Raw genomic sequence first — 20,443 nt, 5'->3', positions numbered from 1 at the left:
CGCGACAATGGGCATTGCTAGCTGGGGGTAGTCGCGCGGTTACGCTGTTCGCGTGTCCGTGCGCAAGGCCGGGGGGCGTTGTGAGGTCACTGCGGGACGACGAGGACGAGGCGGGAAGCCCGGGCACCGGTGCGACGGTGGTCGGCGCGGTCGGGATCCGACCGGTCACCCAGGTCGCGCGTTCGGGCGTGGGCAGGGCGTCGCTGCGGTGGAAGCCGCCGATCGACCGCTCCGAGGTCCGGTCCCTGCTGTCCTACCTGCGCGCCTGCCTGAGCCGGGAGGCCGTGCACACGCACGAGGTGCGGGCCGAGCACGTGGACTCCGACACCTGCGCGTGCCTGCCGCCCGGTCCCGAACTGCTGTTCAGCGGAGCACGCGAGACCCTGCCGCTGCACCCGGAGTCGGCTCGGGTCCTGCGCCTGTCGCTGCGCCGGGGGCAGGCGCTGCGCTACGGCTACCCGCTGGTGGCCGTCGGGGAGGGCGCGGACCGGGCGGCCCTGCCGCTGCTCACCGTGGACGTGCGGGTGGTCGACGACCTGGAGGCGGCCACGGGGGCCTACGACCCGGCCGGGACACAGGGTCCGCTGGTCCGGCCGGTGGGCCCGCCCGACGTCAACTGCGCCCTCCTGCGACGGCTCGGCATCACCGACCCCGAGGACCTCTTCGAGCTGCGGACCCGGTTGCGCACCGGCGCCCCGGACACCGCGCGGCGTCCCGCCGCCGTCGCCGAGCTCGCCGCCAAGGTCCGCACCCTGCTCAGCCGACTGGAGATCGAGCGGGTGGACGACATCGACCCGCTCGGCACCCGGGGCCTGCCCCGGGTCATGGACCCGGGCGCGCACAACGTCGCCGTGGTGTTCCGGGCGGGACCCGGCGGCCAGTTCGACACCGACGACCCGGAGCCGGGCGGGGTGGAGGGAATCCTGGCCGACCTCGACCCCGCCGACCGCGACGGGCTCAACCCCGACGAGGTCGGCGGGACCGCGCTGGCGTCCCTGCTCGGCCGGTCGTCCGTGACGGATGCCGCCGTCCTGGGCCCCGCCGTCCCGCCGGAGGACGGCGGGCGGCGCCGACGCGGCCGGGCGGGTCGGAGCGCCGCGCGCGGGGCGGCCGGGCGGGCGCCCGGAGACACCGGCGAGCCGGACGGCGGGCACGGCGGGGATCCGCCCCCCATCTCCGCGACGCGGCTCACCCAGTCCCAGTACGAGGTCGTGCGGTCCGCGATGCGCGAGCAGCTGACGGTGGCGGCGGCCCCGCCCGGCAGCGGCCTGAACGACCTGGTGGACGCCCTGGTGCGCACGGCCGTCGGACACGGCCAGCGGGTCCTGGTCTGCGCGGCCACCGAGGACGACGTCCGGGACGTCCTGGACGGGGCCGCGTCCGCGCCCGCGCACCCCGTGGTCCGGGTCGGCGGTCCCGGGCAGCGCGCCGCCGAGATCCGGCTGCTCGACCGGCTCCTGACCGAGCGCGCGGACCCGCCGGCCGAGGGCGGCCCCGCGCCGGGCGACGCGGAGGAGGCCGCGCGGCACCGGCGCGACCTGGCCGAGGCCTGGAGCCGCGTCGAGGAGGTGTGGCGGACCATGGACACCATGGCCTCCGGCGGCCACGCACTGGCCCGGCTGGCGGTCGAGCGCGTCCACAGCATCGCCCAGGGCTGGGACCCCGACCGGCTCTTCACCCCCGAGCACGGCGGCCCGGAGTACTGGCTCCACCGCGCCGAACGGGCCAGGTCCGGCGGCCTGACGGGCGTGCAGCACCGCACCGCCATCCGCCGCGAGCTGGGCGTGCCGACCGACCCCGACAACCTGGTCCGGCTGTGCGCGGTCGCCCGGATGGAGAGCGAGTGGCGCGCGGCCGTCGACCGGCGCACGAGCTGCGCTCCGCTGGGCCGGCTGACCGCGGAGCTGGCCGAGGCCGGTGACCGGCACCAGCGGGCCGGGGCCGCCTGCCTGAGCGCGGTGACCGAACCCCGGCTGCGCCGGGGGCGGGCCGCCATCGAGAACCGTCTGGAGACGCTGAACTGGCACCACGGGAGCGGGTGGCCGGGTCTGCCCACCCTGCTCGACACCCTGCCGGCCTGGGTGTGCCGCACCGGCCACGCCCGGTCCCTGCCGCCGACCGCCGGACTCTTCGACCTCGTGATCGTGGCGGGGGCCGAGCGCACCCGCGTCGCCGAACTCCTTCCGGTCCTGTACCGGTCCACACGCGCGGTGGTGATCGGCGACCCCGCCCACCCCGGACCCGCGAGCGCGTTGGAACCGGACGAGGAGCGGCGCGCCCTGGCGGCGGCCGGGACCACCGCCGACCAGCTGGAGGACCGCGGCCTCAGGCACGGGTCCGGTTCGGCCCTGCGGGCGGCCTACAAGGCGGCCCCGCCCCTGCTGTGGTTGGACGAGCACCGCGGAGCGTCACCGGAACTGGCCGAGATCGCCTTCCAGCGCTGCTACGGAGGCCGCGTCACGGTCCGCACCGCTCCCGACCTCACGGGGCGGGGCGCCGTCGACTGGCGTGATGTGGCCGGAACCTGCGAGGCCGCGCCGGGCGCCTCCTACATCAACCGGGACGAGGCCTACCGCGTGCTGGTCGTCGTGGACGAGCTGGACGCGGAGGTGCCGCCCGGAACGACCATGGCGGTCGTGGCGCCCACCCAGCCCCAGGTGGCGCTGATCCGGCGGCTGCTGGACAAGCGCGTGCTCCGGCACGACGTGCGGGTGGGCGGCGCAGAGCTGCTGGGCCGCGACGGTGACGCCGTGGACCTGACCGTCCTGTCGCCCATGCTGGCCAAGGGGTCTCCCGCCATCGCCGAACGCCGGGTCCGGCGGATGGGCCATCTGTGGTCCACGGTGTTCACCCGCACCCGGCGGCTGGTGGTGGTCGGCGACCGCGCGTACTGGTCGGGCGACGACGGCCCGCTGGGCGACCTGCTGGCGACCGCGGCGGACGCCGAAGCCGCCGGATCGGATCCGGCCCGCACCGCCCTGGTCGAACGGCTGCGCGAGGTCGGGGTCAGCGTGCTCACCGGGCAGAGGGTCCAGGGATGGGCCGTGGATCTGGTCGTGGGCTTCGGCGCCCGGCGGCTGCTCCTCCTGCTGGACCGTGAATCGCACGGCCGCGGCCTGCGCCACCTGGTCGAACGCGGCGAGTCCCTCAACCGCACCACTGGAGACCCCGTCGTGGTCGTCCCCGCGTGGCGATGCCTGGCCGACCCGGAGAGCCTCGTCAAGGAGATCCTGTCGGCCCACTGACGGTGTTCTCTTTGGGCCTCCGCGTTCTCTTTGGGCCTCCGCTTCGCTTCGGCCCGTGCTCGGGGCGCCGGGAGGCCGGTGTTCTTCGTCGTCGACTTGCCTTGCTCGTTCCTCGCTGCGGCCCCGTCTCCTCCCGCAGAACACCGGCGCGCCCCTCGCGACACCCGTGGGGGTCGGGGTGGGTCGAACGCACTACGTCCACCCCCTCGGAGGGCTCGTAGAGCCGTATGTGCACTTCGGCCCCTGGGGGTGCAGGTGGTGCGCAACCCTCGCGACACCCGTGGGGACACAGCGCCTAGTCTGAACGGTGCGAAGGTTCGGAGTGCGAGGATCGTCCCCCTCCCGGGGGCGGGCCGGACCGGGGAAAGGGGCCGGAGTTGCCTGAGGGGCACACGCTGCACCGCTTGGCGGCGCACTTCGACAAGACCTTCGGCGGCGGGACCGTGCGCGCGTCGAGCCCGCAGGGGCGCTTCACCGAGGGCGCCGCGCGCGTGGACGGCCGGACGCTGGTCGAGAGCGAGGCGCACGGCAAGCACCTGTTCCTGGGATTCGACTCGGGGGAGTGGGTGCGGGTGCACCTGGGGCTGTACGGGGCGTGGACGTTCGGTGACGCCGACGGCGAGCGGCACCTGGGCGCGCCGCGGGCCGAGGGCGCCGGGCGCTCGGAGCTGGCGCGTGACGCGGAGGGCTTCGTGGTGCCCCCGGCGCCGGTCGGCGCGGTCCGGGTCCGGCTCGTCAACGCGACCGGCTGGGCCGATCTGAGGGGCGCCTCGGCCTGCGAGGTCATCACGGGGGAGGAGAAGGAGGCCGTCCAGGACCGCCTGGGACCCGACCCGCTGCGCGGTGACGCCGACCCCGAGCGCGCCTGGCGCGTGGTGAGCCGGTCCCGGACGAGTATCGCGGCGCTGCTGATGCGGCAGGACGTGGTCGCGGGCATCGGCAACATCTACCGTGCGGAGTCGCTGTTCCGCGCCGGACTGGACCCCCTCACACCGGGACGCGACCTCACCCGCGACCAGTGGGAACGGCTGTGGACCGACCTGGCCGGGTTGCTGCGCGACGGTGTCCGCGACGGCTACATCATCACGACCCGCCCCGAAGACCGGCCCGATCCCCGCGCCCGGCCGGTCCCGCGGCCCGACACGCTCTACGTGTGCTACCGGACCGGCGAGCCCTGCCGCGTGTGCGCGTCGCCCGTGTCCGCGCGTGAGCTCGCCGGACGCACGCTGTACTGGTGTCCCGGATGCCAGGGCGGCGCCCCGGGGAACGGCCGCTGACCGCTCCGGCTCCCGCTCGCGCCCGAGGCGGCGCGTGGCGCGTACGTTACAATCCCATGCCGTCTGCTTAACCGGTTCAGCAAAGGAGGCGAAGTGGGGGCATTAATGCGGCGTCCGACCATCATGGACATCGCCAAGGCGGCGGGGGTGTCCAAGGGGGCGGTGTCGTACGCGCTCAACGACCGGCCGGGGGTCTCCAAGACGACCCGCGCCCGCATCCTGGCCATCGCGCACGATCTCGGATGGGCGCCCAGCAGTACCGCGCGGGCACTCTCCCCGGGTGGCCGTGTCGGTGCCCTGGGCCTGGTGGTCGACCGTCCGGCGCGCTCGCTGGGCGTCGAACCGTTCTTCATGCAGCTGGTCTCGGGTATCGAGGCCGAGCTCGCCGTCACCGGTATGGACCTGTTATTGCAGGTCACTGAGGACGCCGAGGCCGAGTTGGCCGTCTACCGCCGGTGGGCGGCCGAACGCCGGGTGGACGGGGTCATCCTGGTGGACCTGCGCGTCGACGACGCCCGGGTCGCCCTGGTGGAGGACCTGGCGCTGCCCGCGGTGGTGCTCGGCGGGCCCGACGGTGCCGGCACCCTGCCGTGCCTGTACAGCGACGACGCCGCCTCGATGCGCGAGGTGGTGCACTATCTGGCGGCTCTCGGACACGAGCGTATCGCACACGTCTCCGGTCCAGGCGGCCTCGTCCACTCGCGGGTGCGCTCGCAGGCCTTCGAGCGCGCGGCGGCCGAGGCCGGTCTGTGCGAGGCGTTCACGATCGAGGCCGACTACACGGGCGAGGCCGGGACGCGTACCACGCGCAGGCTCCTGGCCAGGTCCGATCGTCCTACCGCGCTGGTCTACGACAACGACCTGATGGCGGTGGCCGGTCTGGGTGTGGCCCGGGAGATGGGGGTGGACGTACCCTCCCGGCTGTCCATCGTGGCCTGGGAGGACTCGGTGCTGTGCCAGCTGGTCAGGCCCTCGCTGACCGCGGTTTCGCGCGACGTGCCCTTCTGCGGCGGCGAGGTGGCGCGGATGCTGGCCCTGGCCGTGGCCGCCGAACCCCTGCAACCCCGCGAGGCACCGCGCGGAGAGCTGCATCCGCGGGCCAGTACCGGCCCCCGGAGAGCATGACCAACACCCGTCGCCGCTGTTACAAGGCCATAACAGCGAAGTGTCGGGGATTGACGGCGTTCGTCCGCGCATGTTGTTGTTAACGTCACTTACCCGGTTCAGCAAACGGCCCATCCCGGCACCGTCTGGGAGCGCTCCCAGCTTTGGGGATCCCCCCACGGGCCGTCCGGGTCGAAGGAGGAGTCGAGATGAGATCGCTGCGGCTACCGGCGGCACTCGCGGCACTGGCCCTTGCGGCCACTGCCTGCTCGAGTGGCGGCGGAGAAGAAGACACCGGCTCGGGGTCCTACCCCCGAGAGGAGACGCTGTACACGACGGGCACCGCCTGGGGCCCGCCGACCAGCTGGAACCCCATGATGAAGGGGCAGTACGCGGTCGGCACCATCGGCCTCGCCTACGAGCCGCTGTTCCTCTTCGACTCGGCCGAGGGCGAGTACGTCCACTGGCTCGCCGAGAGCGACGAGTGGACCGCCGACAACGTCCACGAGATCACCCTCCGCGAGGGCATCACCTGGACCGACGGCGAGCCCCTCGTGGCCGAGGACGTCGTGACCACGCTCGAACTCGGGCAGATGGACGGCTCGCCCTACAGCAACGTGTGGGACTACGTCGAGTCCGTCGAGGCCACCGACGACCTGACCGTGGCGGTCACCTTCTCGGAGTCGCGTCCGCAGGAGTGGATGAACTGGGCGTACACCAACCCCATCGTCCCCTCCCACATCTGGTCCGAGATGTCGGAGACCGACGTCATCGAGAACCCGAACGAGAACCCGGTCGCGACCGGCCCCTACGTCTACGAGTCGCACGCCGACGACCGCATGGTCTGGGAGCGCAACGACGACTGGTGGGCGATCGAGGCCCTCGACATGGACATGGACGCCCGCTACATCGTCGACATCGTCAACGCCTCCAACGAGGTGACGATGAACATGCTGACCCAGGGCGAGGTCGACCTGTCGAACAACTTCCTGCCGGGCATCGACCAGGTGCTGGAGGGCGACGAGACGCTGACCAGCTTCTACGACGGTCCCCCGTACATGCAGAGCGCCAACACCGCCTGGCTCGTGGTCAACCACGACCGTGAGCCGATGAACGACGTGAACTTCCGCCAGGCGCTGGCCCGCTCGATCGACATGCAGGCGATCATCGAGGGCCCGTACTCCAACCTGGTCGAGGGCGCCAACCCGACCGGTCTGCTCCCCGCCTGGGACGAGTTCATCGACCACGAGCTGGTCGCCGAGGAGGGCTTCACCTTCGACCAGGACGAGGCCGTCGCGCTCCTGGAGGAGAACGGCTACCTCGACGAGGACGGCGACGGCTTCGTCGAGACGCCCGACGGCGACCCGATCGAGCTGACCCTGCAGGTGCCGTCCGGCTGGACCGACTGGATGGAGTCGGCCCGTCTGATCGCGGAGAACGCCCAGGCCGTCGGCATCAACGTCACCGCCGACTTCCCCGAGTTCGACCTGCTCGTCGACAGCCGCAACTCCGGTGAGTTCGACATGCTCATCAACAACGAGCGCCAGCAGAGCAACACGCCCTGGACCTACTACGACTACCTCTTCCAGCAGCCGGTCCAGGACCAGCAGACCACCGTCAACTTCGGTCGGTACGAGAACGAGGAGGTCTGGAGCCTGGTCGAGGACTTCGCGGCCCTGCCGGTCGACGACGTCGAGGGCCAGGTCGAGCTCAGCTCGCAGATCCAGGAGGTGCAGCTGGCCGAACTGCCGGCCATCCCGCTCTGGTACAACGGCCTCTGGGCGCAGCACAGCACCAACCACTGGACGAACTGGCCCACCGAGGCGGACGACACGCCGAACTACCCGGCCACGCTCTGGAACGGCTGGCTGGAGCTCAGCGCCGTGCAGATGCTCGCCGAGCTGGAACCGGCCGCCGAGTAGCCGCCGGCCGGGGTGCCAGGAGCTCCCACCTCCGCCCCGGCCACTCCCCGCCCCGGCCGGACCGCGACTCCCGTGACGAGCCAGTGAGGCCGTCCAGGATCCGGTCCGGCCGGGGCCGCGTCCCGGCGGGGCGGGTGCCGCCCCCAAGCCGCGGCGCCCGCCCCGCGAGGAGCGCGCGGGGACCCCGCGCCAGGCGCAGCCGCGGCCCGCCCGCGAGCGCGCCGGCGCCGCAGAGGAAACCCACCGCGTCCCGCGCCCCGAACCGATCCCGCGAGGTCCCAGGGCAACGGGGCCCTTGACCGTCCGCCGCCATCACCCTGGAGGAAAGTGTGTGGCGCTACATCGGCCGCAAACTGGCCGTCTACCTGCTGACGTTCGTCGTCGCGGTCACGATCAACTGGATGATCCCCCGGTTCATGCCGGGGGACCCGATCCGGAGCATGCTCTCCCGCGCCTCGATCAGTGACCCCGAGGCACTCGAACGCATGAACGCCTACTACAACGAGCTCTTCGGGCTCGACACACCGCTGTGGCAGCAGTACCTGAGCTTCTGGGCCGGGCTGTTCCGCGGCGACCTGGGCATCAGCATCATGCTGTACCCGGAGCCGGTCACCGACATCATCATGCGTTCGGTCCCGTACACCCTCGCCGTGCTGCTGCCCGCGATCGTGCTGAGCTGGATCGTCGGCAACCGCTTCGGCGCGTTCGCGGCCCGCAGCAAGGTGCTGGACAACACGATCCTGCCGGTGGGCTACGTCCTCACCGCGACGCCGTACATGTGGCTGGCCCTGCTGCTCGCCTGGGCCCTGGGCGTGGTGCTCGGATGGTTCCCCGTCTCCGGCGGCTACAGCTACTCACTGCGCGCCGCGTTCACGTGGGAGTTCGTCTGGGACCTGGTCATGCACTGGTTCCTGCCGTTCCTGTCCATGTTCGTCGTGGCACTCGGCGGCTGGGCGATCGGCATGCGCAACATGATCATCTACGAGTTGGAGGCGGACTACTCCAACTACCTCCAGGCGCTGGGCGCCCCGCGCAAGCTGATCCGCCGCTACGCGTTCCGCAACGCGATGCTGCCGCAGATCACCGGCCTGGCCGTCCAGCTGGGCACGATCATCGCCGGAGCCCTGCTCACCGAGATCGTCTTCAACTACCCCGGTCTGGGCTCACTGATCCTCGACTCCCTGACCAACCGCGACTTCTTCCTGCTCCAGGGGATCTTCCTGTTCGTGGTCGTGGGAGTCCTGATCGCCAACTTCATCATCGACATCGTCTACGTCCTGGTCGACCCGCGCACCAGGGTCCAGATGACGGGAGGAGCGGCATGACCAACGTCGCTGGCGCCTCGGGCGCCGATGGGGCCGCTGCCCCGGAACCCAGCGGGGAGCGCAAGGTCTCCGAGACCCTGCACTTCGCGCGGCGCAACCCCAAGCTCCTCATCGGGTCGAGCATCGTGCTCGCCCTCCTGCTCATCGGGCTCATCGGCCCCTTCTTCGTCGGAGACGACCCCAACGCCTACGTCGGTCCCAAGAGCCAGCCGCCCAACGGCGAGTACTGGCTCGGCACGACGAGCTTCGGCCAGGACATCTGGGCCCAGTTCGTCCACGGCCTGCGCTCCACGTTCCTGATCGGGGTGTTCGGCGGCGGCGTCGCGTTCGTCATCGGTACCGCCGTCGGCTTCGTGGCCGGGTACAAGGGCGGGATCGTCGACGAGATCCTCAACATGATCACCAACGTGGTCCTGGTGCTGCCCGCCATGGTCGTCCTGATCGTGGCCGTGGCCTACCTCGACGCACGCGGCGTGTACGTCCAGGGCCTGTTCATCGGTCTGACGTCGTGGCCGTGGGCCGCCCGCGCCGTGCGCTCCCAGACCCTGTCCCTGGCGACCCGCGACTTCGTCGACCTCGCCCGGCTCAGCGGACGGCGCACCTGGCGCATCATCACCACCGAGGTCGCTCCGAACATGAGCTCCTACCTGGTGATGACCTTCATCCTGCTCTTCGGCAGCGCGATCCTCATCGCGGCCGGCCTGGACTTCATCGGCCTCGGCCCGACCAACGGCGTCTCGCTCGGCCTGATGCTGGAGAGCGCGGTCGCCTGGAGCGCGCTGCAGCTGCAGATCTGGTGGTGGTTCATCCCGCCGGGCCTCGGCATCACCACGCTCGTCGGTTCTCTGTACATCCTCAACGTGGGTCTGGACGAAGTGTTCAACCCCAAGCTGCGGGAGCTGTGATGACCCTGCGCGTCAAGGACCTGAAGGTCTACTACCAAACCCTGCGCGGGGACGTCCACGCCCTCGACGGGGTCAGCTTCGACCTCGCCGACGGCGAGATCATGGGCCTGGCGGGAGAGTCGGGCTGCGGCAAGTCCACGCTGGGCAAGAGCCTGATCCGGCTGGACTCCCGGATGCGCCACGTCGGAGGCTCCATCGAGCTCGACGGCAAGGACCTGCCCATCGCCGACGACGACGCGATGGTGCCCTTCCGCTACCACGAGGTCTCCCTGATCCCGCAGTACGCGATGAGCGCGCTCAACCCGACGCGCAAGATCGGGCGGATGATCAACGAGCTGCTGCGCTCGCGCGGGCTCCGCCCGGCCGACATCGCCGACGAGCTGAACCGTCGGCTGGAGCTGGTCGGTCTGGACCCCGACGTGCTCGACCGGTTCCCGATCGAGCTGTCGGGCGGGATGAAGCAGCGCGTGGTCATGGTGATGTCCACGCTGCTCAACCCGTCCCTGCTGATCGCCGACGAGGCCACGTCGGCCCTGGACGTGTCCACCCAGCGCTCCGTGGCCGAGTCGATGGTGGAGTTCCGCGACCGCGGTTACGTCAAGAGCATGGTGTTCGTGACCCACGACATCTCGCTCGTGTACCAGATGGCCGACACGATCATGGTGATGTACGCGGGACGCATCGCGGAGAAGGCCTCCACGAGCACGATCATCAACAACCCGCAGCACCCCTACACCAAGATGCTGATCTCGGCGCTGCCCGAGGTCGGATCGACGGCGGACCAGACCCGCCTGGAGGGCATCCCCGGCACGCCGCCCGGACTGCTCAATCCGCCGACGGGCTGCCGGTTCAAGGACCGCTGCCCGATGGCCTTCTCCAAGTGCAACGAACAGCCTCCGCTGCTCGAGATCGAACCCGGCCACTGGGCCGCTTGCTGGAAGACGGGGTGAGGCAGACCATGCTGGAACTCGACCGCGTGCACAAGGTGTACCGGGTGGGAGCGTTCGGCGGCGGGCGGCTGCGCGCCGTCCGCGACGTCAGCCTGACGGTGGAGCCGGGCGAGGTCGTCTCGCTCATCGGTGAGAGCGGCAGCGGCAAGAGCACCATCGGCAAGATGGTCCTCGGCCTGTCCAAGCCGACGTCGGGCCGGATCACGGTCGAAGGCACCGACATCACCACCATCAAGGGGTTCGCCGCCCGCAAGGAGTACTACCGGCAGGTCCAGGGCGTCTTCCAGGACCCGTTCAGCTGCTTCAACCCGATCTTCAAGGCCGACCGGGTCTTCGAGATGATCCGCAGCTCCTACTTCCCCGGTGTCTCGGACGCGGACTGGAAGGACAAGGTGCTGGCCGCGGTGGGGACCGTGCGCCTGGACCCGGAGAACGTCCTCAACAAGTACCCGCACCAGCTCAGCGGCGGCCAGCTCCAGCGCCTGCTGATCGCGCGGGCACTGCTGCTGGACATCAAGCTGCTGGTCGCCGACGAGATCATCAGCATGCTGGACGCCTCCACCCGGATCGACGTGCTCAACCTGCTCGGCGACCTCAAGGAGCGCGGACTGGGCATCCTCTTCGTCACCCACGACCTGTCGCTGGGCAACTACGTCAGCGACAAGTCGGTGATCCTGCGCAAGGGCGCCATCGCGGAGATGGGTCCGACGCTGCGGGTGTTCGACAACCCGCTGCACCCGTACAGCCGCCACCTGCTGTCCTGCGTGCCGCAGCTGCACAAGACGTGGGCGGAGGTCGACGCGGAGCTGGCGGCCGACCCGCCCGAGGACGTGACGCTGCCGACGGTCGACGAGGGAGACGACTCTGCTCCCCTCATCGAAGCCGAGGAAGGCCACTTCGTCGGCATCGACCAGGGCTGAGCCCCGCCCCGCCACACCACCCTGACCTGGGAAAGGGAGGGTCCATGACCTCCTGGATCGACCTCACGGAGGGCTGGACCCTCACCGCGCTGCCGCACGAGGGCACGCTGCCCGAGCCGGCCGCGGGCCTCGGGACGGTCGCGGCCACCGTGCCCGGCTGCGTCCACACGGACCTGCTCGCGCACGGCCTCGTCGAGGACCCCTACCGCGACGACAACGAGACCCGGCTCGGCTGGATCGGGCGGACCGACTGGCGGTACACGCGCTCTCTGGCCGGGGAGGCCGCCTCGCTCGCCGGAGCGGACGAGGCGGCCCGGGCCGAGCGGGTCGACCTCGTGTGCGAGGGCCTGGACACCGTGGCCGCGGTGCGTGTGGCGGGGCGCGAGGTGGGGCGGACGGAGAACATGCACCGCTCCTACCGCTTCGACGTCACCGAGGCGCTCGCCCGGGGCGCGGCGGCCGACGGAGCGGACGGGGGGACGCACGGCCCCGAACTCGTCGTGGACTTCGCCTCCCCGTACCGGTACGCGGAGGGCCACAAGGAGCGCATGGGCCCCTACCCGGGTGCCTACGACGAGCCGTACCAGTACGTGCGCAAGATGGCGTGCAACTTCGGCTGGGACTGGGGGCCGACGGTCGTCACGTCCGGGATCTGGCGGCCGATCCGGCTGCACGCCTGGTCCACGGCCCGCCTGGCCGAGGTGCGGCCCCAGGTCGGCGTGGTGTGGCCGGGCACCGGGGGCGGGTCGCCGGCCGGCGTCCGCGGACGCGTGCTCCTGCACGTGGACGTGGAACGCACCGGACCGGGCCGGGACGAGGTCCTGGAGCTGACCGCGGAGGTCGGGGGCGTGCGCGTCACCGCGGAGGCGGCTCCGGGGGAGTGCCGAGCGGTCCTGGAGCTGGAGGTGCCCGACCCCGGGCTCTGGTGGCCGCGCGGTCACGGGGACCAGCCCCTGTACGACCTGGACGTGGAGCTGTCCGCTCGGGGCCGGGTCCTGGACACCTGGAGCCGCCGCATCGGCTTCCGCGACGTCGCGGTGCACAGTGCGCCGGACGCGCACGGTACCGGGTTCGGGATCCGCGTGAACGGGCGGACGATCCTGGTCAAGGGGGCGAACTGGATCCCCGACGACGCCTTCCCCTCCCGGGTGGGCGGCGACCGCTACCGGGAGCGGATCGACCAGGCGTGCGCGGCGGGCGTGAACCTGCTGCGGGTCTGGGGCGGCGGCATCTACGAGTCCGAGGACTTCTACGGGATCTGCTCGGAGCTGGGCGTGCTGGTGTGGCAGGACTTCCTGTTCGCGTGCGCGGCCTACCCGGAGGAGGATCCGCTGGCGGCCGAGGTCGAGGCGGAGGCGCGCGAAGCCGTCGTCCGCCTGGCGCCGCACGCTTCGCTCGCGGTGTGGTGCGGCAACAACGAGAACATCTGGGGACACGAGGACTGGGGCTGGAAGCCGGTCCTGGACGGCCGCCCCTGGGGCGAGGGCTACTACCTGGACGTGCTTCCGCGCGTGGTGGCGGAGCTGGACCCGACGCGGCCGTACTGGCCGGGCAGCCCGTACTCGGACGCGGCGGGCGTGCACCCCAACGACGCCGCCCACGGCACGATGCACCTGTGGGACGTGTGGAACGACCTCGACTACACGCACTACCGCGACCACCGGCCCCGGTTCGCCGCCGAGTTCGGCTACCAGGCGCCGCCGGCCTACGCCACCCTGCGCGCGGCCGTCGGCGACGACCCCCTCACACCGGTCTCGCCCGGAGTACTGCACCACCAGAAGGCGATCGACGGCAACGGCAAGCTCGCCCGGGGACTGGAGGCGCACTTCGGCGACCGCGCCTGGGACTTCGACGACTGGCACTACCTGACGCAGGTCAACCAGGCGCGGGCGATCACCCTGGGCATCGAGCACTTCCGCGCGATGTGGCCCTACTGCACGGGCAGCGTGGTCTGGCAGCTCAACGACTGCTGGCCGGTGACCTCCTGGGCGGCGGTCGACGGCGCCGGTCGGCGCAAGCCGCTCTGGTACGCGCTGCGGCGGGTCCACGCCGACCGGGTGGCCACGGTGCAGCCCGCCGACGGCGGCGCACTGACGGTGGTGCTCGGCAACGACACCGACGAGGAGTGGACGACCGAGCTGACGGTGGCGCGCCGCGCCGCCGCCGACGGAGGCGTTCTCGCGGCCGGGACGCACGCGGTGCGCGTGGCGCCGCGCGGGGCACTGCGGGTCCCGGTCGACGCGGGGGTGGCCAGGGCGGGTGATCCCGCGCGCGAGGTCCTGACCGTCGACGGAGCGGGGGAGCGCGCGTGGTGGTTCTTCGCCCGCGACCGGGACCTGGACTACCGAAAGCCGGAATTCGACGTCGACACGCGGGTGGACGGCGCTGATCTGAGGGTGACCGTCCGGGCCCGTGTGCTCGTGCGGGACCTCGTTCTGAACGTGGACCGGCTGTCGGAGCGGGCCTCGGTGGACAGCGGTCTGGTGACGCTGCTGCCGGGCGAGGAGCACACGTTCGTCGTGCGGGGCGGTGCGGTGCTCGACGCGGACGCGGTGACGGCGCCACCCGTCCTGAGGTGCGTCAACGACACGCTGGCGACCTCCGTGTGAGCGGAGGGTGACAGGACGGTGTCCATCCCGTGCGTCACACGGGTTCCCCGCGCGGCTCGGCGGTATTCCTCAGGACGTGGTGCGTGTTGCCACACTCAGAGCCCTCGCCAAGCGGCTCGTCTGTGATAAGTTCAGTAGTGATTGTTAGTCGTTGAATTTCGCAGTTGGTGTCTTGCCCGCGGAGTTTGTGACCGGCGGGCGGTTTCTCATGGATCGGCTCGCGGCAATTATCGGGCGTGTGAGTATGCGTCCGTGTACACCGAGCTGAAGGAGAAAACATGGCTCAGGGAACTGTGAAGTGGTTCAACGGCGAGAAGGGCTTCGGCTTCATCTCCCCCGACGACGGCGGCCCCGACGCCTTCGTTCACTACAGCGCGATCCAGGGCACGGGCTTCCGTAACCTGGAGGAGAACCAGCGCGTGGAGTTCGATGTCGTCGCCGGCACGCGCGGCCCGCAGGCCGAGAACGTCGTCGCTATCTAAGTAGCCACGTCGTCGGACGCCCCCGGAAGGCACTGCCTTCCGGGGGCGTCCTCGTTGTGTCCCGGCCCGGTTCGGGGCGTCGCTCCGGGCCGGACCGCGCGGGCGCGGACGGGGTCCGCGCCCGCGGGGCGCTCAGCCCCGGAGCAGCTCCTCGGTGCGGCGGCGCACCTCGGGCGTGTCCAGGCCGCGCACGGTCACCGTGGTGCGGCGGCGCAGGACGTCGTCGGCGGTCACCGCCCACTCGTGGTCGCGAGCGAACACGACCTGGGCCCAGATGTCGGGGCCGTCGGGGTGCACGCGCTCGCCCAGCTCCGGCTGTTCGCGGACCAGGGCCGCGATGTCCAGGGCCAGGTTGCCGTAGTGCGAGGCCAGGTGCCGCGCGACCAGCGGGTCCATCCGGGCACCCGGATCGCGGTCGATGATGATGCGCTGGGCCACAGCGTCCGGGCTGGCCAGGCCGGGCAGCGGGACGGTGCGCAGCGGGTCGGCCATGTCCTCGGCCAGCGGCACGGCCGAGACCCGGCGCAGCTCCTCCAGGACGGTGCGTCCGATGTGGCGGTAGGTGGTCCACTTGCCGCCCGCGACCGACAGCATGCCGCCGCGTCCCTGGGTGACCACGGTCTCCCGCTTGGCGGTGCTGCTGGCCCCGGGGCCGCCGGGCAGCACGCGCAGGCCCGCGAAGGAGTAGCTGATGTGGGCCGGGTCGAGGTAGGGCGCGTCGATGCCCAGCGCGGCCTCGCCCAGGATCTGGTCGATGTCGGACTGCACGACGCCGACGTCGGCGGGGTCGCCGGTGAACTCCTCGTCCGTGGTGCCCAGGAGCAGGCGGCCCTCCCACGGGATGGCGAAGGAGACGCGGTACTTGTCGACGGGGATCGTCAGCGCCGCGCGCCACGGCTCCGGGGTCTTGAGGACCAGGTGGGCGCCCTTGGACAGGCGGACGCTGGGTGCGGCGTCCGGGTCCTCCAGACGGCGCAGGCGGTCGACCCAGGGGCCGGTCGCGTTGAGCACCAGGCGCGCGTCGATCCCGAACTCCTGGCCGCCGACGCGGTCGCGCAGGTCGGCTCCGGTGACCCGGCCGCGCGTGCTGCGCAGCCCCACGACCTCGGCGTGGTTGAGCACGACCGCGCCCGCGTCCACCGCCGCGCGTACGCTCATCACGGCCATGCGGCTGTCGTTCATCTGGTGGTCGCTGTAGGCGGCCACCGACTTCAGGCCGTCGGTGCGCAGGCCCGGCGCCAGGCGGTGGGCCTGGGCGGGGGAGAGCAGGCGGCCCATGCCGTCGCCGAACGCCGACAGCGCCGAGTACAGGAACACGCCCGCACCCATCTTGGCGGCGCCGTGGGGGCCGTCCTTGTAGATGGGGACCAGGAACGGCATGGGGTTGACCAGGTGGGGTGCCACGTCGGAGGCGAGCGAGCGGCGCTCCTTGTGGTTCTCCGCGACCAGGCGCACGTTGCCGGTCTGCAGGTAGCGCAGACCGCCGTGGACCAGCTTGGAGGAGGCGCTCGACGTCGCCCCGGCGAAGTCCCCGGAGTCGACCATGGCCACGCGCAGGCCGGCCTGGGTGGCGGTCCAGGCGACGGAGGTGCCGAGGATGCCGCCGCCGATCACGAGGAGGTCGAAGGTGCCTCGCGTGAGCTCGTCGCGCGTGTGGGTGCGCGAGGAGGTGGTGTCGTTCTGGTGGGCTTTGACTGTCATGGCTGGTGCTCCAACCGATCGGAAGGGATGGCGGGGATCCGCGCGGTCACCTGAACGGGCTCCACGTTTCAGGGGGATGTCAACTGCATAATACGACAATGCCGAACGACAGTGAAGATCGACCGTCTCTCTGCTGGTAGAAGTTCAGAAGATCGGTGCTCAGCTCGAGGTTTCCGTCACCCTCTGTGTCTTGAGTTGCGCGAGTGACTACTGTCTGCTTCCGTTGTGCGGCATTGTCGAACTTCGATGGTCCTTGGCGTACGGGGCCGCTCCCCGACCGGACACGACGAGGGGCGCCCGGCGCGGTGTGCCGGGCGCCCCTCGCCTGTGCTGGGACCGCTGTCGGAGATCAGGCCCCGAAGCCGCTGAGCCGCCAGATCCAGGCGCCGATGACGCCGCCGACGATCGGGGCGACGACGGGGATCCAGGCGTAGCCCCAGTCCGAGGGACCCTTGCCGGGGATGGGCAGGACCGCGTGGGCGATGCGCGGGCCCAGGTCGCGGGCCGGGTTGATCGCGTACCCGGTCGGACCGCCGAGGGACAGGCCGATGCCCAGCACCAGCAGGCCGACCAGCAGCGGGGCGATGCCGGTGCTGAACAGGCCGGCCAGGTCGACCTCTCCCTGGGAGATGTGACCGGAGTTGGCACCGATGCCGAGGATGCCCAGGAGCAGCATCGCGGTGCCGATCACCTCGGTGATGAAGTTGGCGACCGGGTGGCGCACGGCGGGAGCGGTGCTGAACACGGCGAGCTTGGCGTCGGCGTCGTCGGTGTGCTTCCAGTGCGCGTAGTAGGCCAGGTAGACCAGGACCGCGCCGGTGAAGGCGCCGGCGATCTGGGCCGCGATGTAGCCGGGCACCAGTGACCACTCGAAGTCGCCGATGCTGGCCAGGCCGATGGTGACCGCGGGGTTGATGTGGGCGCCGCTGGTGGTGCCGGTGACGTAGACGGCCATCGCGACCGCCATACCCCAACCGAACGTGACGACGATCCAGCCCGCGTTCTCGGACTTGGACTTGGCCAGCACGACACCGGCGACGACACCGCCGCCCAGCAGGATCAGGATCGCCGTACCGACGAACTCTGCCAGATAGACCATGGGGACCTCCGCCCCTTGTGGGGCAGCCGGGTCACGGGAGGGCCGGCCGCGTCGGCGAGGGACTGCCGGACACGGGCATAATCGGACCCACCCGTCACATGATGGGGATGGAAGGGGGCACGGACCGTGCCCCGGGACCGCGCCCAGGGGTTCCAGGTGGCACCAGTGCCCCTGGGCGGCGGTTGATGTGGAGGGGACGAGCCCCGGGTTACTGCTCTTCGTCGCGCTCGACCCAGTCCAGGGTCCGGCGCACCGCCTTCTTCCAGTTGTGGTACTCGCGGGCGCGGACGTCGGCGTCCATCTTCGGCGTCCACTCGGCGGCCTTGTGCCAGTTGGCGCGCAGGGTCTCCACGTCGGGCCAGTAGCCCACGGCCAGGCCCGCGGCGTAGGCGGCGCCCAGGCAGGTGGTCTCGGCGACCATCGGGCGCACGACCTCGGCGTCGAGGACGTCGGACAGGATCTGCATCAGCAGGTTGTCGGCGGTCATGCCGCCGTCGACCTTCAGGGAGGTCAGGTCGATCTGGGAGTCGGCGTTCATCGCGTCGACCACCTCGCGGGTCTGCCAGGCCGAGGCCTCCAGGACGGCGCGGGCGATGTGGCCCTTGTTGACGTAGCCCGTCAGGCCGGCGATGACGCCGCGCGCGTCGCTGTCCCAGTGCGGGGCGAAGAGGCCGGAGAAGGCCGGGACGATGTAGCAGCCGCCGTTGTCCTCCACCGTGCGGGCCAGCGTCTCGATCTCCGGCGCGCTGGCGATCAGGCCGAGGTTGTCGCGCAGCCACTGCACGAGCGAGCCGGTGACCGCGATGGAGCCCTCCAGGGCGTACACCGCGGGCTCGTCGCCCAGCTTGTACCCCAGGGTGGTGAGCAGGCCGTTCTCGGAGGTCACGGGCTCCGTGCCGGTGTTCATCACCAGGAAGGTGCCGGTGCCGTAGGTGCCCTTGACGTCGCCCGGGTCGAAGCAGGTCTGGCCGAACAGGGCGGCGTGCTGGTCGCCCAGGGACGAGGCGACGGGAGTGCCCGCGAGGTAGCCGCGGGATTCGCCGTAGACCTCGGAGGAGGAGCGGATCTCGGGCAGGACGGCCGCGGGGATGTCCATGGCCTCCAGCACGCCGGCGTCCCACTCCAGGGTGTGCAGGTTCATCAGCATGGTGCGGCTGGCGTTGGTCACGTCGGTGACGTGGCGGCCGGTCAGCTTCCAGATGATCCAGGTGTCCATGGTGCCGAAGAGGACCTCGCCGCGCTCGGCGCGGCCGCGCAGGCCCTCGACGTTGTCCAGCAGCCACCGGAGCTTGGGGCCGGAGAAGTAGGTCGCCAGCGGCAGGCCGCAGGTCTCGCGGAAGCGGTCCTGGCCCTGGTCGCCGCCGAGCTCGCGGACGAGGTCGCCGGTGCGGGTGTCCTGCCAGACGATGGCGTTGTGGACGGGCTCGCCGGTCTCGCGGTCCCAGACGACGGTGGTCTCGCGCTGGTTGGTGATGCCGATGGCGGCCACCTGGTCCGGCGTGATGTCGCTCTTCTGGAGGGCGTTCTTGACCACGACCTCGACGTTGGCCCAGATCTCCATGGCGTCGTGCTCCACCCAGCCCGGCTGGGGGAAGATCTGGCGGTGCTCGCGTTGGTCGACCGAGACGATGCGCCCGTCACGGTCGAAGAGGATGCAGCGGCTCGACGTGGTTCCCTGGTCGATCGCGGCGACGTACTGCTGACTCATCGGGTGCTCGCCTTCAGGTGGACGGGTCTGGGGTGGGTGGACGGACGGGGAGGGCGCCGCGGCGGTTCGGGGCGCCCTCGTGTGAACGAGGTCGGCTCCGGTGGGCCGCTGACGTGTGAACCCTTCTCAACTCCGCACGATGTACGACATTGACGCACGATTAGGCGCTAGTTTCATCCGTCTTTCCTCCCCATGTCAAGGCCGCGTGACGCAATCGTGTCGCGTGGGTCACTGCGAGGCCGCCCAACACGCTGTCAGAGCCGGGCAGGGCAGGGAAGCGCACCACTCCGGCGAGTGGCGCGTGAGAAATCCGGTGAAGGGTTGTGAAGGGTGCCTTCCGCGCTGCGCGGTGTATGTGCGCAGGTCGGACGGGTGGTGCTCCGGCTCAGTAGGGCGTGACGCCCAGCTCGCGGGAGATGGCGCGCGCGGCGTCGCGCACGTAGGAGACCTGCTCCATGTCGGGCTTGCCCTCGGAGCTGGCCAGGCGTTCCACGGCACCCCGCACGCCGATCGCGCCCACGGTGACCCCGCGCCGGTCGCGGATGGGCGCGGCGATCGACACCTCGCCCTCCACCAGCTCCTCGACCTCCCAGGCCCAGCCGCTGTCGCGTACCTCGACCAGCTGTTGCTCCAGGATGGCGGGGGAGGTGACGGTGTGGCGGGTGAACGTGGTCAGGGTCAGGGCCTCGCCCTCACCGGCGGTCGCGGGGTCCTCGTCCGGTACCGCCAAGGGGTCGAAGGCCATCAGGGCCTTGCCGATGGCGGTCGCGTGCAGCGGCAGGAGCGTGCCCACGTCCAGGGTCTGCGCCGAGGAGTCCGGTCGGAACACGTGGTGCACGATCAGCACCTGCCGTTTGTGCAGGGTGCCGATCCGCACGCTCTCGCCGCTGCGTGAGGCGAGGGTGTCCGCCCAGTTCAGGGCCCGTGTGCGCAGCTCGTTGCCGTCCAGGTAGCGCGTGCCGAGACTCAGCATGCCGCCGCCGAGGCGGTAGTGGCCGGACTCGGGGTCCTGTTCCACGAAGCCCACGTGCTGGAGGGTGCGCAGAATGCCCAGGGCGGTGCCCTTGGGCAGTTCGAGGGACCGGGAGATCTCCGCGAGGCTCAGCCCTCTGGCGCCGCTCGCCAGGAGGCGCAGGATGGCGGCCGCGCGTTCGATGGACTGGATTCTTCCCGGCATTGCGGTGCTACCACTCTCT

The 20,443-nt window shown here is 71.2% G+C and carries 14 protein-coding genes; 10 read left to right on the top strand and 4 right to left on the bottom strand.

Going from position 1 to position 20,443, the window contains the following annotated elements:
• The first annotated feature begins 80 nt into the window (after positions 1-80).
• From M1P99_RS05555 to M1P99_RS05510, 10 genes are all read left to right on the top strand, one after another.
• Entirely contained in the window at positions 81-3,245 is a 3,165-nt protein-coding gene (locus tag M1P99_RS05555; protein ID WP_304451599.1) for a DNA helicase, read from the top strand.
• 377 nt (positions 3,246-3,622) lie between these two features.
• The gene (locus M1P99_RS05550; RefSeq protein WP_304451598.1) at positions 3,623-4,522 is read left to right on the top strand and encodes an Fpg/Nei family DNA glycosylase; all 900 of its coding nucleotides are present in this window, start codon (positions 3,623-3,625) and stop codon (positions 4,520-4,522) included.
• A 105-nt stretch (positions 4,523-4,627) separates the two neighbouring features.
• Positions 4,628-5,647: a LacI family DNA-binding transcriptional regulator gene (locus tag M1P99_RS05545; protein ID WP_304451597.1), complete on the top strand. Its 1,020-nt coding sequence runs from the start codon at positions 4,628-4,630 to the stop codon at positions 5,645-5,647.
• A 188-nt stretch (positions 5,648-5,835) separates the two neighbouring features.
• Entirely contained in the window at positions 5,836-7,548 is a 1,713-nt protein-coding gene (locus tag M1P99_RS05540; protein WP_304451596.1) for an ABC transporter substrate-binding protein, read from the top strand.
• Between the two features lie 329 nt (positions 7,549-7,877).
• A complete protein-coding gene (locus M1P99_RS05535) occupies positions 7,878-8,873 on the top strand; it encodes an ABC transporter permease (RefSeq protein ID WP_304451595.1) in 996 nt (331 codons plus the stop codon).
• On the top strand, positions 8,870-9,778 hold the full coding sequence (locus tag M1P99_RS05530) for an ABC transporter permease (protein ID WP_304451594.1): 909 nt from the start codon (positions 8,870-8,872) through the stop codon (positions 9,776-9,778). Before M1P99_RS05535 ends, M1P99_RS05530 begins: the two co-directional genes overlap by 4 nt.
• Complete coding sequence (locus M1P99_RS05525; RefSeq protein WP_304451593.1) at positions 9,778-10,728, top strand: ABC transporter ATP-binding protein; 951 nt, start codon at positions 9,778-9,780, stop codon at positions 10,726-10,728. Before M1P99_RS05530 ends, M1P99_RS05525 begins: the two co-directional genes overlap by 1 nt.
• Positions 10,729-10,736: 8 nt before the next feature.
• Entirely contained in the window at positions 10,737-11,648 is a 912-nt protein-coding gene (locus M1P99_RS05520) for an ABC transporter ATP-binding protein (protein ID WP_304455586.1), read from the top strand.
• 44 nt (positions 11,649-11,692) lie between these two features.
• Positions 11,693-14,257 carry a glycoside hydrolase family 2 protein gene (locus tag M1P99_RS05515; protein ID WP_304451592.1) on the top strand — a complete coding sequence of 855 codons (2,565 nt, stop codon included), beginning with the start codon at positions 11,693-11,695 and terminating at the stop codon, positions 14,255-14,257.
• Between the two features lie 278 nt (positions 14,258-14,535).
• On the top strand, positions 14,536-14,739 hold the full coding sequence (locus tag M1P99_RS05510) for a cold-shock protein (protein WP_053615475.1): 204 nt from the start codon (positions 14,536-14,538) through the stop codon (positions 14,737-14,739).
• Positions 14,740-14,871: 132 nt separating this feature from the next.
• Here the strand turns inward: M1P99_RS05510 and M1P99_RS05505 are convergent, their stop codons facing one another.
• From M1P99_RS05505 to M1P99_RS05490, 4 genes are all read right to left on the bottom strand, one after another.
• Positions 14,872-16,440 carry a glycerol-3-phosphate dehydrogenase/oxidase gene (locus M1P99_RS05505; protein WP_304451591.1) on the bottom strand — a complete coding sequence of 523 codons (1,569 nt, stop codon included), beginning with the start codon at positions 16,438-16,440 and terminating at the stop codon, positions 14,872-14,874.
• Between the two features lie 349 nt (positions 16,441-16,789).
• Positions 16,790-17,539, bottom strand: a complete 750-nt coding sequence (locus M1P99_RS05500) for an MIP/aquaporin family protein (protein ID WP_304451590.1) — start codon at positions 17,537-17,539, stop codon at positions 16,790-16,792.
• A gap of 208 nt (positions 17,540-17,747) precedes the next feature.
• The gene (glpK, locus tag M1P99_RS05495; RefSeq protein WP_304451589.1) at positions 17,748-19,247 is read right to left on the bottom strand and encodes a glycerol kinase GlpK; all 1,500 of its coding nucleotides are present in this window, start codon (positions 19,245-19,247) and stop codon (positions 17,748-17,750) included.
• Between the two features lie 385 nt (positions 19,248-19,632).
• Positions 19,633-20,424 (bottom strand): IclR family transcriptional regulator, encoded by a 792-nt coding sequence (locus M1P99_RS05490; protein WP_304451588.1) that lies wholly within the window; start codon positions 20,422-20,424, stop codon positions 19,633-19,635.
• Positions 20,425-20,443: the final 19 nt, after the last annotated feature.

The organism is Nocardiopsis sp. YSL2 (assembly GCF_030555055.1).
Taxonomy (GTDB): Bacteria; Actinomycetota; Actinomycetes; order Streptosporangiales; family Streptosporangiaceae; genus Nocardiopsis.
The sequence above is the reverse complement of the archived record's forward strand: the minus strand, read 5'-3'. Positions and strand labels throughout refer to the sequence as shown.

Bases quoted from the DNA above. Each gene is read 5' to 3' on its own strand.
- M1P99_RS05545 (WP_304451597.1), top strand. From the start codon at position 4,628: ATGCGGCGTCCGACCATCATGGACATCGCCAAGGCGGCGGGGGTGTCC.
- M1P99_RS05505 (WP_304451591.1), bottom strand. From the start codon at position 16,440: ATGACAGTCAAAGCCCACCAGAACGACACCACCTCCTCGCGCACCCAC.
- M1P99_RS05515 (WP_304451592.1), top strand. From the start codon at position 11,693: ATGACCTCCTGGATCGACCTCACGGAGGGCTGGACCCTCACCGCGCTG.
- M1P99_RS05540 (WP_304451596.1), top strand. From the start codon at position 5,836: ATGAGATCGCTGCGGCTACCGGCGGCACTCGCGGCACTGGCCCTTGCG.
- M1P99_RS05530 (WP_304451594.1), top strand. From the start codon at position 8,870: ATGACCAACGTCGCTGGCGCCTCGGGCGCCGATGGGGCCGCTGCCCCG.
- M1P99_RS05525 (WP_304451593.1), top strand. From the start codon at position 9,778: ATGACCCTGCGCGTCAAGGACCTGAAGGTCTACTACCAAACCCTGCGC.
- M1P99_RS05500 (WP_304451590.1), bottom strand. From the start codon at position 17,539: ATGGTCTATCTGGCAGAGTTCGTCGGTACGGCGATCCTGATCCTGCTG.
- M1P99_RS05510 (WP_053615475.1), top strand. From the start codon at position 14,536: ATGGCTCAGGGAACTGTGAAGTGGTTCAACGGCGAGAAGGGCTTCGGC.
- glpK (WP_304451589.1), bottom strand. From the start codon at position 19,247: ATGAGTCAGCAGTACGTCGCCGCGATCGACCAGGGAACCACGTCGAGC.
- M1P99_RS05490 (WP_304451588.1), bottom strand. From the start codon at position 20,424: ATGCCGGGAAGAATCCAGTCCATCGAACGCGCGGCCGCCATCCTGCGC.
- M1P99_RS05520 (WP_304455586.1), top strand. From the start codon at position 10,737: ATGCTGGAACTCGACCGCGTGCACAAGGTGTACCGGGTGGGAGCGTTC.